We start from the raw sequence: 15,358 nt of genomic DNA on the forward strand, positions 1-15,358 counted from the left end.
CTTGACCGCGGCGTCCCGGTCGGGGTCGTAGCACACCGGAAGCTGCCCCACGCGCGGCTTGCCCTCACCGCCGTGCCGGCCGAACGCCTCCAGCACTTCCTCCGCCCGCTCGACGAACCGGGCGGTCGGTATCCGCCGGCCCTGCTCGATCGAGGCGACCGAGGCGTGCCAGTAGTTGAGCCGCTCGGCGAGCTGTTCCTGGGTGAGCAGGGAACGTTCCCGGAACGCCTTCAATGCCGCCCCGAACGCCTTCAGGCTGTCGGACGACTCCCGCCACGGCCCCGAGACCACAAGCGCCGGATCCGCCGAATGTCGGTACCGAGGCGCGGAACATGCCGCCATCGCCCGCGCTCGCGGTACTAAAGTGATCAGCTCTTTCGCTGCACAGCACCATGGGGGTGGAGACGTGGGCGGCAACGACCTCGTCCTGACGGATCAGATCGTCGAGGACCGGCGTACCAACGGCGAAGTCCAGCTTTCCTTCGACGTCGCGTTCGAGCACTTCGCCTGCGAACAGGCGCTGCACGAGTACGGGTTATCGGCGGAGGAGATCACCGCGGGGGTGATCGGGGGAGGCGACGACGGAGGCATCGACGGCGCCTACGTCTTCCTCGGCAACCGTCTCCTGCACGAGGACAGCGATGTCTTCCAGCCGTCCTTCTCCGTGAACAGCCTGGAGACGGGCGTTCCGCTGACCCTCTGGCTCGTCCAGGCCAAGACGAGCAAGTCGTTCTCCGAAGTCGCCCTGGACAAGGTCGCATCCTCCTGCAACCTGCTGCTCGACCTCGACGCGGACGACAAGACCCTGAGCGGCCTCTACTCCGAGGATCTGCTCGCCCGGATCAACCTCTTCCGGCAGGCGCTGCTGCGCACCGCGAAGCGCATGCCCTCGGTCAAGATCCGCTTCTCCTATGTCACGCGCGGTGACACGGAGACCATCCACCCCAAGGTGCGGCTCAAGGCACAGCACCTGGAGGTGCAGTTCGCCAAAATTCTCGGCACCGCCTCGGGGGAGGTCGAGTTCCTGGGGCCGGCCGAGCTGTGGAAGCGGGCCAGCGTCATCCCGTCGTACACGCTGGAGCTCCCGTACCAGGAAAGCATCACCCACGGCACCAGCCACATCGCGCTGATCACGCTCGGGGACTACCTGGACTTCCTGAGCGAGGAAGACGGCTCGATCAAGTCGCACATCTTCGACTGGAACGTGCGCGACTACCAGGGAAACGTCGAGGTGAACCGGGAGATCGCGGCCTCGCTGCTGGACCCGGACGCTCCGGAGTTCTGGTGGCTCAACAACGGCATCACCATCGTGTGTTCCGGCGCCAGTTCCATCGGCAAGCGGCTCAGCCTGTCCGACGTGCAGATCGTCAATGGCCTGCAGACGTCGTACACGCTGCACGACACACTGCGCGACAAGTACGAGGCCGACCCCGACGCAGCCGTGTTCGCCCGGCTGGTCCAGGTGCGCATCCTCGTCACCGCGAACCAGGCGGCGCGGGACGCGGTGATCAGGGCGACCAACCGGCAGACCTCGGTACCGGTGGCCTCGCTGCGGGCGACGGACGACATCCAGCGGCAGATCGAGTCCTACTTCTACGACCGCGGCTGGTTCTACGACCGGCGTAAGAACTACTACCGGAACCAGGGCAAACCCCTGGACCGGATCATCAGCATCCCCTTCCTCGCCCAGACCGTGATGGCCATGGCACTCGGGCGGCCCGACTACGCCCGAGCCCGGCCCTCCAGCCTGCTGAAGTCCGACTCCGACTACGAGCGCGTCTTCTCCTCCACGACACCGCTGCCCGTCTACCTGTGGCTCGCCATGGCCCAGCGACGCGTCGACGCGTTCCTCCAGTCGTCCGCCACTCCCGTATCGGGCTCGGAGTTCACCAACCTGCACTTCTACCTGGCCATGCTGGCGGCGACGGACCTCGTCGGCCGGCCCTTCAACCGGCCCACCCATCTCGAGAACGCCGCTCGCGAGGGGGCCTTCCCCACCCAGAGCCGACTGGCCGAACTCTGGACGCGGCTCCGGGAGGAGTTCAGGCACTACCAGGAGGTCCACGGCGTGGGACCGGACCAGACGGCCAAGAACAACGAGTTCGTCCAGCACCTGCTGGAAAGCTTCGGCTGGCCCCGAACCCATCGGAAGTAGGAGGCACCAGGGCGGCCGGGGAGCACTTCCGGCCGCCCTGGTGCCTCGGCGAGATGAGGACCCGCCCTTCGCAGCGCACCCGATGAGGCGTGCACGGCCCGCCCAGCTCCTGCACCAAGCTCTTGCGGATGCCGACGGGGTCGGCGCGCGACCTACCCAACGACTTTCACACCAGCGAGATGGCCGGGAACAAATCCGCCTGGTTCATCACCGAACGTCCCGCCGAGGGGAAGGGAAGGCGCCCCGGTCCTGCCTGGATCAGCACCTCGGTCTCCCGCCATCGGAAGACCTCGGCCCCTGCCCGGCGATTGCCGCGGAGCCCCCGACTCCCTTCAACTGCGAGAAGCCACCTCAGGGGCGGACGATGGACAACGAGATTCAGCTGATCAGCGACGGTGACGGACTGGCGGTCATCGGGAACGCGACGGATGTCGACCGCTTCCTCGCCTCGGAGGGACTGTCGTCGAGGGAGCTCGGACTGCAGCGGCTCAGGTCCGCCTTCGGTACCGGAGCTGCAGTCGCGCAGGCAGGTTCGGATGTTGCCGCCAACTCCGGTCGCTGGGTGAAGCTGACTTCCGAGTCGGCACAGTTCGTCAAAAAGTGCTGAAAGAGCTCCGAACGTCAGCCACTTTCACAGCCCGCCTTCGACTGCGCAGAGCCGCTGCGGCATGCCGCACGTGCCGTCACCGGCACGGTTGCCATAGCGGAGACCTCGGAGTACCGAGCGAAGCGGAACGCAGGTTCCATGAAGACATGTGCAAGGGCGCCGAACGCCTCAAGTGGGAGATCGCCTACAACCCTTCGACCGGCGCTCTCCCCGCGCCGCGTCACCTGCGGCGACGAGGAGCCCCGTCGCGGACACCGGACAAACGGTGAACCGGTCACAACTGGCCAATCCCCTGCGCGCTCCCCGTACCACCGGCCACTCAGACGCTCCGCGTCCAGCAGCACCTATGACGCATCGCGTCACTCACGCCCAGCGGCGACTTCGCGCCAGCCGGGTGGTCCGCCCGACTCGATCCGGACTGAGTATGCATACTCAGTCCGGATTGAGTGGGTGCGCGGACGTCGTAGAGCGCTCCCGTTCTATAACGTCCGCAGCGCCGATCTTGCAGAAAGCGGCTGAACACCGGTCGGTGCTCCCTTGGACAAGCCGCCCGGGCCGCGGGAAGGACGACGCATGGCGTGGGACGAGTGGGAACAGCTCAAGCAGGACGCCGCTCAGCGGCACGGTGCGCAGATGCAGCTCGACCAGCTTCCGCCGGGCGACGGGGCAGGCCCCTCCACCAGCAGCGTCACCGGGGGACTCACTTCCAATAAGCGGGCGTGGAACAGGGCTGGAGCGGACATCGGCGGGCTGAGGGACGACATCGGCAAGGCCCTGAACAAGTTACGGGACGGGCAGGAGGGGTTAGCCGGCGAGACCGGATGCCTGTCGGCCGGGGCGCAGAAAGAGGTCTACGACTCCTGGGCCTCCTATCTCAAGGGCGTCGATGACCGCTGTGGCAGTGTCAAAGAGGTTTTCGAGCAGATCGGGCACGACCTGCTGATGACGGACGAGGCCGTGCGGTCGGTGTTCGGCACCATCGACACCCGATTCGCGGACACGCACGCCGTCGGCGGCCAGGGCTCGGGGCGGTGACAGCCTGCCGTGGACCTCGCGACCCTCAAAAAGCTGGCACCCTCAGAATTCGAACAGGCCGCCGATGGTTATCGTGCCACCGGTGACATGGCCGGCACGGCCAAGGATCACATCGGCCATGTCGTTGTCGTAAGCATGCGTAAGTCCCTCAAGGGCAAAGCGCTGGAAGCGGCTGTCGGGGAGTTGAAGAAGCTCTCGGCCAACTTCCACTACACACAGATCGAATGCGGCCTGATCAGCGCAGCGCTCAACGGATTCGCACACGATCTGGACGCCGCGCGGAAGAAACTCATGTCCGCGCTCGATGCCGCGGAGGCGTCGAAGTTCACCGTCAACGCGGACGGCAGCGTCACCTATCCAGAGGGACAACCGCTGAACGGATCCGGGTCACCGGCCAAGGGCGGCACGGTCGGCGGCTTCACCGACCCGACGGCCCAGGCCGTGGCTCGCCAGGCCGCGAACTCCAACCCCAATCCCCACCACGCCGAGGCGTTGGCCATCGCGGACCGCATCGCCCACGCCCTCAAGGAGGCAACGGAGGCGGACGCCAAGTGGGCGCCGAAGATCCGTGCCCTGAAGGCCGACGACGACCTGACCGTGTCCGACGAGGACCTGAGGGACGCCCAGTCGGACATGGGCGGAGTCCGCGAGGCGGGCAAGGACTACCTGGCATCCATCGGCGGACCGCCGAAGGACGCCACCCCTCAGCAGAACGCGGACTGGTGGAAAGCGCTCGCCCCCGAAGAGCGCGAGGCGTACCTCGCTACCCATCCCGAGGTCGTGGGAGGGTTGGACGGCCTGCCCGCCGAGGTCAGGGACGAGGCGAACCGCGTGGTGTTCGAGGAGAAACGCTCCGAGTACCAGCTCAGGCTCAACTCGATCCCGAAGCCGCCCGTCAACGAGTGGACCTGGATCACGGCAGGCCCGTATCCGTCCAAGGTCCACACGGACGAATGGATGGCGTGGGAGAGGAAGTACGGTGACGAGTACCGCCACCTCACGGCCTCTCTCAAGGGCATGAACGCCATCCAGAACCGCTTCGACGACACGGGGAAGGAGGGACTTCCCGAGGCCTACCTGCTCGGCTTCAGTCCGGAGGGGAACGGCAGGGCCATCGTCGCGACCGGCAACCCCGACACGGCCCAGCACCAGGCGGTGTACGTGCCGGGCACCACCTCGAACCTGGAGAAGATCGGAGGTGACATCAACCGGATGACCGAACTGTGGCGCCAGACCAACCAGACGTCACCGGACGCCTCCGTGTCGACCATCACCTGGCTCGGCTACGACGCGCCCCAGTCGATCGTCAAGGACGCCCCCTTCGAGCACTACGCCTACGACGGCGCGCCCGCGTACCGGCGGTTCATGGACGGCCTCGACGCTTCCCACTCCGGCCCCGGGGAACCGCACCGCACCGCCATCGGACACTCCTACGGCACCACCCTCATCGGAGCCGCTGCCGAGACCGGCACCCTCAACGCCGACGACGTGATCTTCGCCGGGAGTCCCGGCGTCAAGGTCGGCCACGCCGACCAGATGGACGTTCCGAAGGGGCACGTCTGGAACCAGGAGGCCGAGGACGACCCGGTGCCCGACATCGGCCGCTGGGGCCACGGCGGCAACAGATGGAACCTCGGCGGCGGCGTCTTCCTCATCCCCAGTGACGAGGAGGCCTTCGGCGCGAACCAGATGAACACGGCTCCCGAGGGAACCGGTCCCACGGGAACGACGGGAGCCACAGGCCACAGCGAGTACTGGGACCGGGGCACGACGGCGTTGAAGAACCAGGCGCTGGTCGTGGTCGGCAAGTACGGCTACGTGACCGCTCCCCAGTAAGACGGCATGACGGTGTCGAGCGCCGTTCCGCCACCGCCCACTCGACGAAGACCTTGGACTTTCATGTTCTACGGACCACGCCCCGTACCGGCCCCGCACCACCGGGGCGGCTCCTTCCCGACCCTGCCCCTGGCTCTCGTCCTGACCGGACTTCTCCTCAGCGGATGTGGCATGACCGAAAACGACGGCAACGACTCCGCCGGCAACGCGGCCGGCAGCTCCCAGGAGCCCGGTGCGGGCCTTCCCGACGCGGGCACGGCGACGACCGAGGAGGCGGTCGCCGCCGTGAAGGAGGTGTCCAGCGAGCTCTACAGGTTCGCCGGCGTTCCCGGCAAGGCGTCCGAGCCCGGCCCCGGCGTCAAGAAGTGCGAAGGCAAGGACCCGGACACGTACTTCACCGTCCACCACCCCTGGAACTTCGCGCCGACGAAGCCCGGCGACATCGACGTGGCGATGGAGAACCTGAAGAAGAAACTGAACACGGGCGGCTGGGTGACCAAGCGGCTGTACCGCGACAACAGCCCCAACAAGGCACTCAACCTGGTCGCCGACAACGACGCGAAGAAGGTCAGCGTCTGGATCGTCCAGTACTCCAAGGACGCGACACCGAGCCTGGGGATCGACGTCACGTCCGGCTGCTACCGCGTGCCCGAGGGGCAGACGGTCGACCACTTCTGACACCGCGGGGCGGCGGGTCCTCGAAGGCAGGCAGCCCGACCGAACGGCCCTCCCGAAGAGGAGACAAGCACGTCGACGCCACGGAGGTGAGCCGCGAGCAGGCGGCACGGTGGCTGCCTCGGGGCAAGTGACCGCGCGTCCGCCGACGGCCGAAAATGAACAGCCGCCAGCTTCGTGCTGCATTAGTGTTGTTCACCGCTGCGCACCTTCCCGGAGGGTACGTCGGCGGTGTTCATGCGCCGGTCCTCGGCCGTGACTGACGAGTGGTTTCCGCTGCGTGTCCACACGCGGTGTGACTGCGGATGCCCGGAAGGGCGGTCCCGCCATTCCCAGCTCACGCCAAGGAGTGGATACCTGTGAACCCCGTTGAGTACGAGCCTGCACGTCGTAACCGGCTTCGCGAGATCCTGGTCGACGTCACCGTGGGTGTCGTCGCCAATCTCGTGGTGGCGGCCCTGACGGCGGCAGCGCGCCTGGTCTTCTGACGCAGGCTTGTGGCGGGCCCGGAGAGCCCGCCACTCCACGTGTCCGGCGACGTGCGTCAGAACAGACGCGGATCAGGCACCTGCGAGCCCGAACCCTGGCGCCTCCTGCGGGGCCGCTGCCCCCGGCGGGGCCGGGGCAGGTGCGGCACGCGCGCTTCCTCCGGCAGGTTCTCCCAGGTGGGGCGCAGCCCGTGGACCTGGACCTCGCCGACCATTTCCTTCAGGTAGTTCCGGGTCTCCTCATCCGTGGAGTAGAGCACCGTCGCACGGCTCGCCCGGGTCATCAGCACGTGGTAGGCGTGGCGGACCAGCCGGGCGAACTCCTGGTCGTCGACGCTGCCGGCCCGCACCTTGGGGTCGAACGACCCCGGGACGGCGACGCGCTTGACGCCGGTCTCCGGGTCCTTCCGTTCCTTGCCCCGGCGGAACTCCCACCGGCCGTCCCGACGCACCATGTCCTCACCCATGATCACGCCGCACCAGTCCCATTCGAGCCCTTGGGCCGTGTACACACAGCCGATCTGGTCGAGTCCCTTCTCGTGCACGGACCAGATCTTGCACGGCGGTGCCCCGTTCTCGCAGAACGCGTCGCTGTCCGCGTTCCACGGCCTGTGCCAGTCACCGATCCGTACGTCGGCCTCCAGACGCCTCTCCTTGCCGATCGGTTTCGTCCACGGCCAGCAGTACCCCGCGACCAGGCGGGCGGACGCTCCGGCGAGCGCTTCGGTGCGGATGATCCGTTCGAGTTCTTCCGGGCTGTCGGCCACCTCGACGTGCATCAGTCCGTCCGGCGTCCACTGCTCCGGCTCCTCGTCCGTCACCCCGAGCACGGCGCGCACCCAGCGGATGTAGGCGTCGCTGCCGCCGCAGCGGAACTGTTCCCGGAGTTCGTACCGGAGGAGACTGGCGCCGTACCGCTGCGCCGCGTCCTCGATCAGGTCGACGGTTCCGACCTCGTTCGGTCGCACGCACTGGCCCTCGTCGAGGAAGAACACGGTCAGACGGGACGCGTCGAGGAGCTCGTCGACCTGGGGCTTGGTGCCCTGCTGCTCGGGCTTCCAGAACCGGTTGGTCGAGCGTTCCCGCAGGCGGTGGGCCTCGTCGCAGATCAACACGTCGAGGGGCGGGTCCGGCGGGGTGACGAAGTTGCTGAAGTAGGTGAAGGTCTCCTTGAACTCGCGGTCCCCGTAGCCGACGTGTTCCTGGATCGCGCCGTTGAAGGCCCTGCTGCCGCTGGCGTACTTGACCGTGTGGCCGTCGGCCTCCAGTTCCGCCTTTATCTGGAGGCCGATGGCGCTCTTCCCCGTACCGGCGCCACCTGTGACCAGGAAGACCACACGCCGCTCGTCCGGCACGAGGGCCGGACGCCGCGGATCTGGGAGGACCTTGGCGGCGGTGTCGAGGATCTGGTCGGCGACCTTCTTCTGCCGACCACGCAGGGTGAAGACCGTGTCCTCCCCGCGGGAACGGATCATGGCGTCGAGCAGGGGTGTGTTGCGCAAACCCATGTTCTGCAGCAGCAGCTCGGCCGCGGAGGCGCCGCCCTCGTCGGCGAAATGCCTGCGCAGGTCGGACAGCAGTTGTTCGCGCCGGTCGTTCGTGTAGACGCGGGCGTAGGCGCCGGTCGGGGCGTCCACGTCGATCAAGGGCCGGACGGAGGCGTCGGTGGCGTTGTGCAGGTAGGCGAAACCGCCGCATTCGAAGTCCAGTCCGTGCAGCGGGCCCCTGCCGCCTGTGAACGCCTCGTAGTACTCGCGTAATTGCAGAGCCGGGTGCTTCTTCCTGCCCATCCCCGGTACGTGAACCAGCTCCGCCGTGGCTCGCTCCACCCTGGTCACCATCGACCAGCGCTTCAACTCGACCAGTTGGACGGACAGTCTCCCCTCTTCAGGGTGATGGCCCACGAGTACGACATCGATGAGCCTCGGATCACCGGGGCGGTCGGCCTCGTCGAGAGTGGCAGCGCACTCGACGATCATCTCCACGTTTCCGCGACCGGCGGCGACCAGGTCTTCGGCAAGGTGCACGAGGCTTTCGGCCCACGCGGAACGTTCCGTCAGCGAAGCGTCGGCGCCTCGGAAGTGCCGCCACCTGGCGGCCAGGTGAGGCACCATGCGGCGCCTCGAGTTCAAGGTCAGCAGATCCTGCGCTGCCAGCCTCAGCAGGAGCATGGACACGAGGTGGTCCCCCAGAGCACGAGTGACTCGTGCGGGTGGGGGCATGTCCTCGTGAGGAAGCCCGTCGGGCCGCGATCAGTACCCGTGATCTTAAGGAGACGGCCGCCCGGTGGAAGGCGGCGGCGCCGTTGTCGGCCCGAAGCGCGGCCATCATGGCTGGAACACGCGCATCGTGGCGAGGACCTGTCCCGATCCCGGGTCAAACCGTGGAAGGTCGCCGCTCCAGCCGACCACCCGCCAGTTCCCGCAGCTTCTCCCGCGTCTCCGGGTCCGTCGAGTACACGATCGTGCCGACCATGCCGCGGGTCAGGAGGACCTTGTAGGTGTTCCGGATCAGGCGGTCCACGTCGGTGTCCGGGACGGACTTCTTGAACACCGGGTCCTTGGACGCCGTGCGGTCCGTGATCCAGCGGTCGCCGCGCCAGACCAGGTCGGGGCCGATGATGACGCCGGACCAGTCGTACTCGAAGCCCTGGGCGGTGTAGACGCAGCCGACCTGGCCGAAGCCCGCCGGGTCGGTGGCCCACAGGGCGGCCGGGGGCGCGCCGGAGACGGAGCGGTCGCCGCGCAGGTTCCAGGGACGGGCCCAGTCGCCGATGACGACATCGGGCGGCAGTGGTTCCCCGGGCTTGGGCTCCGGGGACCAGCGCCAGCAGTAGCCGGCGGACATGCGGGCGCCGTAGCCCTGGGCGCGGCGGGCTTCGAGGAGCGTTTCCATCTCCTGCGGGCTGTCGGCGACCAGCAGTTGCATGCGGCCGTCGGGTTCCCAGACGACCGGTCCGCCGGGTTCGAGGCCGAGGAGGCGGACCACCCAGCGCAGGTAGGCGTCGCTGCCGCCGCAGCGGAACTGGCTGTCCAGGGGGACGACGTGGCAGGGAATGTCCCGCTTGGCCGCCGCCGCCTTGATGTCGGCCACGGTCCCCATCTCGCCCGGACGCACGACCTGGTGCTCGTCGAGGAGGAAGACGGGCACGTGGGCGACGTCGATGAGTTCGTCGATCTGGGCCCTGCCGGTCCGGTGCTCGGCGCGGGTGTAGCGGTTGGCCGAGGTCTCCCGGATACGGTGGGCCTCGTCGCAGATCAGGGCGTCCAGGCTGTTCTTCTCGGTGGTCATGAAGCTGTTGAAGTACTTGAACAGGTCCTGGACCTCCCGTTTCCGGGAGCCCGCGACCTTCCGCATCGTCCTGGTGAACGACTGCGAGCCGGTGGCGTGCAGCGCCGAGACCCCGCGCCGGTACAGTTCACCGAGCAACTGCAGGGCGATCACGCTCTTGCCGGTGCCGGGACCGCCGGTGACGATGACGACTTCCTTGCGGTCGGCGCGTTTGGCCTTCTCCACCGCGTTGAGCACCATGCGGTAGGCGACCTGCTGCTCGTCGAGCAGGACGAACTGCTGGCGCTCGCGGACCTCCTCGGCGGCCACCGACATCAGTTGCCTGGACGGCACCGTGGCGCCCGCGAGCAGTTCGTCCGCGGCCTTGGCACCGGAGTGCTTGTCGCTCAGCCTGGAACGGAGATGGTCGAGGAAGGCGCCGCGGCGGTCTCCGGTGAAGAGCAGCCCGCGGCCGTCACGCTCGATCTCCCGCAGACCGGCCACACCGAACTCCGTGGCGTTGTGCAGGAACGCCACTCCGTCGACCCGGTGCCCGTGTTCGGCCACCGCCCCGTTGAAGTTGACCAGGTAGTCGCAGTAGCGGCGAACCTGCTCGACGGGGTTGAGGACCGGGTGGGCGTAGGCGTCGACGTGACAGAGGGTGGGGTCGTCCTCGTGAGGCAGTGCCTGGCTCCACTGCTTCAGCTCCACCACGACGTACGACGGCTCCCCCGTGACCGGGTGCACGCCGGCGAGCACGACGTCCGCGCGCTTGCTGTTCAGCGGGAGCGCGTACTCCAGCATGACCTCCACGTCGCCCAGTCCCGCGTCGTTGAGCGCCGCGGCCAGGACGGGGATGCTGCGCTCCCAGGAGCGCACCTCCGAGGCGCCGGGCCGGTAGCCGTGCATGTGGGCGAACTGGTCGGTGAGGTGCAGGAACAGCGAACGGTCGAGCGCCATGACGGCGACCGTTTTCGCGGACGCGCGGAACAGCAAGAACTTCCCCCAGGCAGCACGAAGTGACTCGTGCGGGTGGGGGCATGTCCTTCGAGACTCCGCCGAGGCGGAGCGGAAGCCCGTCGGGCCGCGTTGACGATGTGCTCGAGATTACCTGCTGGGGCCGGCAGCCGTACGAGGGGTCGCCGGGGTCGAACCGGGCCACGGGCGACCGGATCGCCCGTGGCCCGCGCGCTCACCCCTTCTGCTCCACCCGCACCCAGTCCACCTCGGCCCGCACTCCCCCGCCCGCGATCCGGTCCACGCTGGACTGCGGCAGGCCCCAGTAGGGGCTGGTGACCTTGTTCCAGCCGGCCGGGTAGGCGCCGCCGAGGGCGAAGTTGAGGATCACGTACTGGTTGTGGTCGAAGACCCACTGGCCGCGGGTCGACTCCAGCTTGTTGCGGGTGGTCTCCTGGACCAGGCGGTCGTCGACGTAGAAGCGCATCGCCGTCGGGGTCCACTCCACCGCGTAGGTGTGCCACTGGTCGGCCCGGCCGCCGTTGGGGTAGGTCTGGCGGGCGCCGATGTTGCCGTCGGCGGAGTAGCCGGGGCCGTGCAGGGCGGTGCTCGTCCAGTCCGCGTAGCCGATGTTCTCCATGATGTCGGTCTCGCCGGAGGACGGCCAGCCGACCGACGGGTTGTCGACGTCGCTGCCCAGCAGCCAGAAGGCGGGCCAGAAGCCGTCGCCGACGGGGAGTTTCATGCGGGCGCTGACCCGGCCGTAGGTGAAGTCGAACTTCGTGTGGGTGTCGATGCGGCCGGACGTGAAGTCGTAGGTGCCGCCGCCCGCCCGGGTGCAGCCCTTGCAGTACCTGGGTGTCAGGACCAGGTTGCCGTTCTCCGTGCGGATGGTGTCCGGGGAGTCGACGTACGCCTGCGCCTCGCCGTTGACCGAGCCCATCTCCGTGCCGGTGCGCACCACCCGCCACTTGGAGCGGTCGAGCGCGGAGGTGGTGAAGTCGTCGAAGAAGGTGGTGCGGTAGGTGCCCGGCTGGTCGGCGGGGAGGGCCGGGTAGGCGGCCGAGGCGCTGCCGCCGGTGCCCCAGACCTCGAACTCGTAGAGGGAGTAGCCGAACTGGGCCGTGGCGGGGGCCGGGTTGTAGAAGGAGCGGCGTTCCTTGCCGAGCATGCGGACGTAGCGTCCCTGCGCCGGCTGCGGGAGCCGGACGGAGTCGTGGACTCCCGTCGCTTCCGCCGGGGACTTCACGTTCGCCCGGCGGGCGGCGACCTCGCTCGCCGAGGGGCGGTACACCGTGCGCCAGGTGCGGTTGTCGTCGGACACCTGCAGTTCGTAGTCGACGGCGTACGCCGCCTCCCAGTACAGGTCCACCGTGTCGATCGTGGACGTCGCGCCGAGGTCCACCGACACCCAGCGGTCGGCGTTCCAGTCGCTGGACCAGCGTGTCGCGTCGTCCTTGAGGTTGGCGGGCCGGCCGCCGTCCGTCACGAACGCCGGGGAGTTGCCCGCGTGCTGGTAGTAGTTCGAGAACGCCGGGTGGTTCAGGGCGAGGTTGGTGCGGGTCGTGGACGCCGGGGCCGGTTCGCCGCCGTAGACGCGGAAGGAGTAGAGGGAGTAGCCGTAGGGGGTGGCGCGCTGCACGCCGCGCATGCGGACGTAGCGGCCGGTGACCTCCTGGGGGTAGGTGTGCGCCGTGACCGTGCCGCCCGTGCCGTCGGTCTCCGTGTGGAAGGGCGTCCAGTCGGTGCCGTTCCTCGAGACCTCCAGGACGTACCTCTTGCCGTACGCCGCCTCCCAGTCGAGGACGACCCGGTGGATGCGCACGGTGGAGCCGAGGTCGACGCGGATCCAGGCGTCGTCGGCAAAGTTGCTGGACCAGCGGGTGGTGCCGTTGCCGTCGAAGGCGAGGCCGGGGGCGGTGGCGGCGCTCTCGCTGCCGGAGGCCGTGACGGCGGCCGGGTTCGCGGTGAGGGCGGCCGCGGCCAGGTCGGTGTCCCAGGCGGCCGCGGCGGCGGTGGTCTGCGGAGCGGGCGCTGCGAACGCGGGCATCGCCGACATCAGGGCGGCTGTGGCCAGGGCCGTCAGCAGGGTGCGGGATCTGCGGGGAGTGCGGGACGTCCGGGGGGTGCCGGGCGTGCGGGGAGTACGGGATGGCATGCGGCTCTCCTCGGGGAGGTTGGGGGTGCCGGGGCCGGGTGTGGGGTTTTCCTGCCTTGCTAGCCGTGCTCATGACATGCCGGACCAGACCCGGCGGCACGGCCGGGGTCTGGGAACGGGGGGACGCGGGCTCCCGTACCCGCATCCGCCGGTACGCCTTTCGGCGAGGTGACTCATGGCTTAATTTAGGACGTGAGTTAAGCGGCGTCCCGGCCACGCGTCAAGGGTTTCGACGCACTCCCCCAACTCTCGCCGCACCCCTTGACTCATCAGTTGCGGGGATGAACTATTCAGCGGCGAGAGAGCGCTCCCACCTCCCCCACCTCGTTCACTTCCTGAAGCAGGAGAGCCGCCCCATGTCCACCGACTCCCCTTCCCCCCGCCTGCCCGCGATCGGCCGCCGAGCCGTCCTGGGCGCCGCGGCCGCCGCCCCCGTGCTGGCGGCCCTGCCCTCCTCCGCCTCCGCCGCCCCGGCGACGCGCGGCGGGCCGCGCCGCCTGCAGGGCGGTGGCGACCTCGGCCCCAACGTCCTCGTGTTCGACCCGTCCACGCCCGGCATCCAGGCCAGGCTGGACGAGGTGTTCGCCCGGCAGGAGTCGGCCCAGTTCGGCACCGGCCGCTACGCCCTGCTGTTCAAGCCGGGCACGTACCACGGCCTCAACGCCCAGATCGGCTTCTACACCTCCATCGCCGGCCTCGGCCTGTCCCCCGACGACACCACGATCAACGGCGATGTGACGGTGGACGCCGGCTGGTTCGAGGGCAACGCCACGCAGAACTTCTGGCGTTCGGCGGAGAACCTCGCCCTGGTCCCGGCGAACGGCACCAACCGCTGGGCCGTCTCCCAGGCCGCCCCCTTCCGCCGCATGCACGTGCGCGGCGGCCTCAACCTCGCCCCCACCGGCTACGGCTGGGCGAGCGGCGGTTACATCGCCGACAGCCGCATCGACGGCCAGGTGGGCCCGTACTCGCAGCAGCAGTGGTACACCCGGGACAGCGCGATCGGCAGCTGGCTCAACGGCGTGTGGAACATGGTGTTCTCCGGCGTCGAGGGCGCGCCCGCGCAGAGCTTCCCCAACCCGCCGTACACCACGCTCCAGACGACGCCCGTCTCCCGGGAGAAGCCGTTCCTGTACGTCGTCGGCGACGAGTTCCGCGTGTTCCTGCCGGAGAAGCGGACCAATGCCCGGGGCGTGACCTGGGGCAACGGCACCCCGCGCGGCACCTCGCTGCCGCTGTCCCGCTTCTACGTCGCCCGTCCCGGCGTCTCGGCGGCCACCCTCAACCAGGCGCTCGACCAGGGCCTGCACCTGCTGCTGACGCCCGGCATCTACCACGTCGACCAGCCGATCCGCGTCAACCGCGCCGACACCGTGGTCCTCGGCCTGGGGTACGCCACGATCATCCCCGACAACGGCGTCACCGCTCTGAAGGTCGCCGACGTCGACGGCGTACGGCTGGCCGGCTTCCTCATCGACGCCGGCCCGGTCAACTCGCCGACCCTGCTGGAGGTCGGCCCGGCGGGCGCGTCCCGGGACCACTCCGCCAACCCCACCACCGTCCAGGACGTGTTCATCCGCATCGGCGGGGCCGGCCCCGGCAAGGCGACGACCAGCATGGTCGTCAACAGCCGCCACACGATCATCGACCACACCTGGATCTGGCGCGCCGACCACGGCGAGGGCGTGGGCTGGGAGACCAACCGGGCCGACTACGGCCTGGTCGTCAACGGCTCCGACGTGCTGGCGACGGGCCTGTTCGTGGAGCACTTCAACAAGTACGACGTGCAGTGGAACGGCGAGCGGGGCCGCACGGTCTTCTTCCAGAACGAGAAGGCGTACGACGCCCCGAACCAGGCCGCCATCCAGAACGGCTCGGTCAAGGGGTACGCCGCCTACAAGGTCGGCGACCACGTGACCACGCACGAGGGCTGGGGCCTGGGCAGCTACTGCTACTACAACGTCGACCCCACGATCGTGCAGCACCACGGATTCGCCGCCCCGGTCAGGCCGGGCGTGCGCTTCCACCACCTGCTGGTCGTCTCGCTCGGCGGCAACGGCCAGTACGAGCGCGTCATCAACGACACCGGGGCGCCGACGTCGGGGACCAGCACCGTGCCGTCGACGGTGGTGTCGTACCCCTGACCGCCGTCCGCGGGTGAACCGCCACCCGCGGGT

General features: G+C 68.8%; 11 protein-coding genes. 7 read left to right on the forward strand and 4 right to left on the reverse strand.

Going from position 1 to position 15,358, the window contains the following annotated elements:
- A partial coding sequence (locus AB0L29_RS22750; RefSeq protein ID WP_365829554.1) for a helix-turn-helix domain-containing protein occupies window positions 1-342 on the reverse strand: 342 nt, incomplete at its 3' end.
- A 64-nt stretch (window positions 343-406) separates the two neighbouring features.
- Here AB0L29_RS22750 and AB0L29_RS22755 point away from each other — a divergent pair.
- The 6 genes from AB0L29_RS22755 to AB0L29_RS22780 all read left to right on the forward strand — a co-directional run bounded on the left by AB0L29_RS22755 (window position 407) and on the right by AB0L29_RS22780 (window position 6,796).
- Window positions 407-2,155, forward strand: coding sequence for an AIPR family protein (locus AB0L29_RS22755; RefSeq protein ID WP_365829555.1), 1,749 nt, complete (start codon window positions 407-409; stop codon window positions 2,153-2,155).
- Between the two features lie 364 nt (window positions 2,156-2,519).
- Complete coding sequence (locus AB0L29_RS22760) at window positions 2,520-2,762, forward strand: hypothetical protein (protein ID WP_365829556.1); 243 nt, start codon at window positions 2,520-2,522, stop codon at window positions 2,760-2,762.
- A 573-nt stretch (window positions 2,763-3,335) separates the two neighbouring features.
- Complete coding sequence (locus AB0L29_RS22765; protein ID WP_365829557.1) at window positions 3,336-3,797, forward strand: hypothetical protein; 462 nt, start codon at window positions 3,336-3,338, stop codon at window positions 3,795-3,797.
- Between the two features lie 9 nt (window positions 3,798-3,806).
- Window positions 3,807-5,633: an alpha/beta hydrolase gene (locus AB0L29_RS22770; RefSeq protein ID WP_365829558.1), complete on the forward strand. Its 1,827-nt coding sequence runs from the start codon at window positions 3,807-3,809 to the stop codon at window positions 5,631-5,633.
- Between the two features lie 171 nt (window positions 5,634-5,804).
- Window positions 5,805-6,311 carry a hypothetical protein gene (locus tag AB0L29_RS22775; RefSeq protein ID WP_365829559.1) on the forward strand — a complete coding sequence of 169 codons (507 nt, stop codon included), beginning with the start codon at window positions 5,805-5,807 and terminating at the stop codon, window positions 6,309-6,311.
- Between the two features lie 356 nt (window positions 6,312-6,667).
- The gene (locus tag AB0L29_RS22780) at window positions 6,668-6,796 is read left to right on the forward strand and encodes a DUF6408 family protein (RefSeq protein ID WP_365829560.1); all 129 of its coding nucleotides are present in this window, start codon (window positions 6,668-6,670) and stop codon (window positions 6,794-6,796) included.
- A gap of 56 nt (window positions 6,797-6,852) precedes the next feature.
- Here the strand turns inward: AB0L29_RS22780 and AB0L29_RS22785 are convergent, their stop codons facing one another.
- The 3 genes from AB0L29_RS22785 to AB0L29_RS22795 all read right to left on the reverse strand — a co-directional run bounded on the left by AB0L29_RS22785 (window position 6,853) and on the right by AB0L29_RS22795 (window position 13,082).
- Window positions 6,853-8,823 carry a DUF2075 domain-containing protein gene (locus AB0L29_RS22785; RefSeq protein ID WP_365829561.1) on the reverse strand — a complete coding sequence of 657 codons (1,971 nt, stop codon included), beginning with the start codon at window positions 8,821-8,823 and terminating at the stop codon, window positions 6,853-6,855.
- A gap of 349 nt (window positions 8,824-9,172) precedes the next feature.
- Window positions 9,173-11,062 carry a DUF2075 domain-containing protein gene (locus tag AB0L29_RS22790; protein WP_365829562.1) on the reverse strand — a complete coding sequence of 630 codons (1,890 nt, stop codon included), beginning with the start codon at window positions 11,060-11,062 and terminating at the stop codon, window positions 9,173-9,175.
- A gap of 196 nt (window positions 11,063-11,258) precedes the next feature.
- Complete coding sequence (locus AB0L29_RS22795; RefSeq protein WP_365829651.1) at window positions 11,259-13,082, reverse strand: discoidin domain-containing protein; 1,824 nt, start codon at window positions 13,080-13,082, stop codon at window positions 11,259-11,261.
- Between the two features lie 455 nt (window positions 13,083-13,537).
- Here AB0L29_RS22795 and AB0L29_RS22800 point away from each other — a divergent pair, with 455 nt between their 5' ends.
- A complete protein-coding gene (locus AB0L29_RS22800; protein WP_365829563.1) occupies window positions 13,538-15,325 on the forward strand; it encodes a coagulation factor 5/8 type domain-containing protein in 1,788 nt (595 codons plus the stop codon).
- The last annotated feature ends 33 nt before the right edge of the window (window positions 15,326-15,358 follow it).

The organism is Streptomyces sp. NPDC052701 (genome assembly GCF_040678355.1).
Classification (GTDB): domain Bacteria; phylum Actinomycetota; class Actinomycetes; order Streptomycetales; family Streptomycetaceae; genus Streptomyces.

What these genes read in the sequence shown, in the direction of transcription:
- AB0L29_RS22795 (WP_365829651.1), bottom strand. Translation starts at nt 13,082, where the DNA reads ATGTCGGCGATGCCCGCGTTCGCAGCGCCCGCTCCGCAGACCACCGCC.
- AB0L29_RS22800 (WP_365829563.1), top strand. Translation starts at nt 13,538, where the DNA reads ATGTCCACCGACTCCCCTTCCCCCCGCCTGCCCGCGATCGGCCGCCGA.
- AB0L29_RS22765 (WP_365829557.1), top strand. Translation starts at nt 3,336, where the DNA reads ATGGCGTGGGACGAGTGGGAACAGCTCAAGCAGGACGCCGCTCAGCGG.
- AB0L29_RS22760 (WP_365829556.1), top strand. Translation starts at nt 2,520, where the DNA reads ATGGACAACGAGATTCAGCTGATCAGCGACGGTGACGGACTGGCGGTC.
- AB0L29_RS22775 (WP_365829559.1), top strand. Translation starts at nt 5,805, where the DNA reads ATGACCGAAAACGACGGCAACGACTCCGCCGGCAACGCGGCCGGCAGC.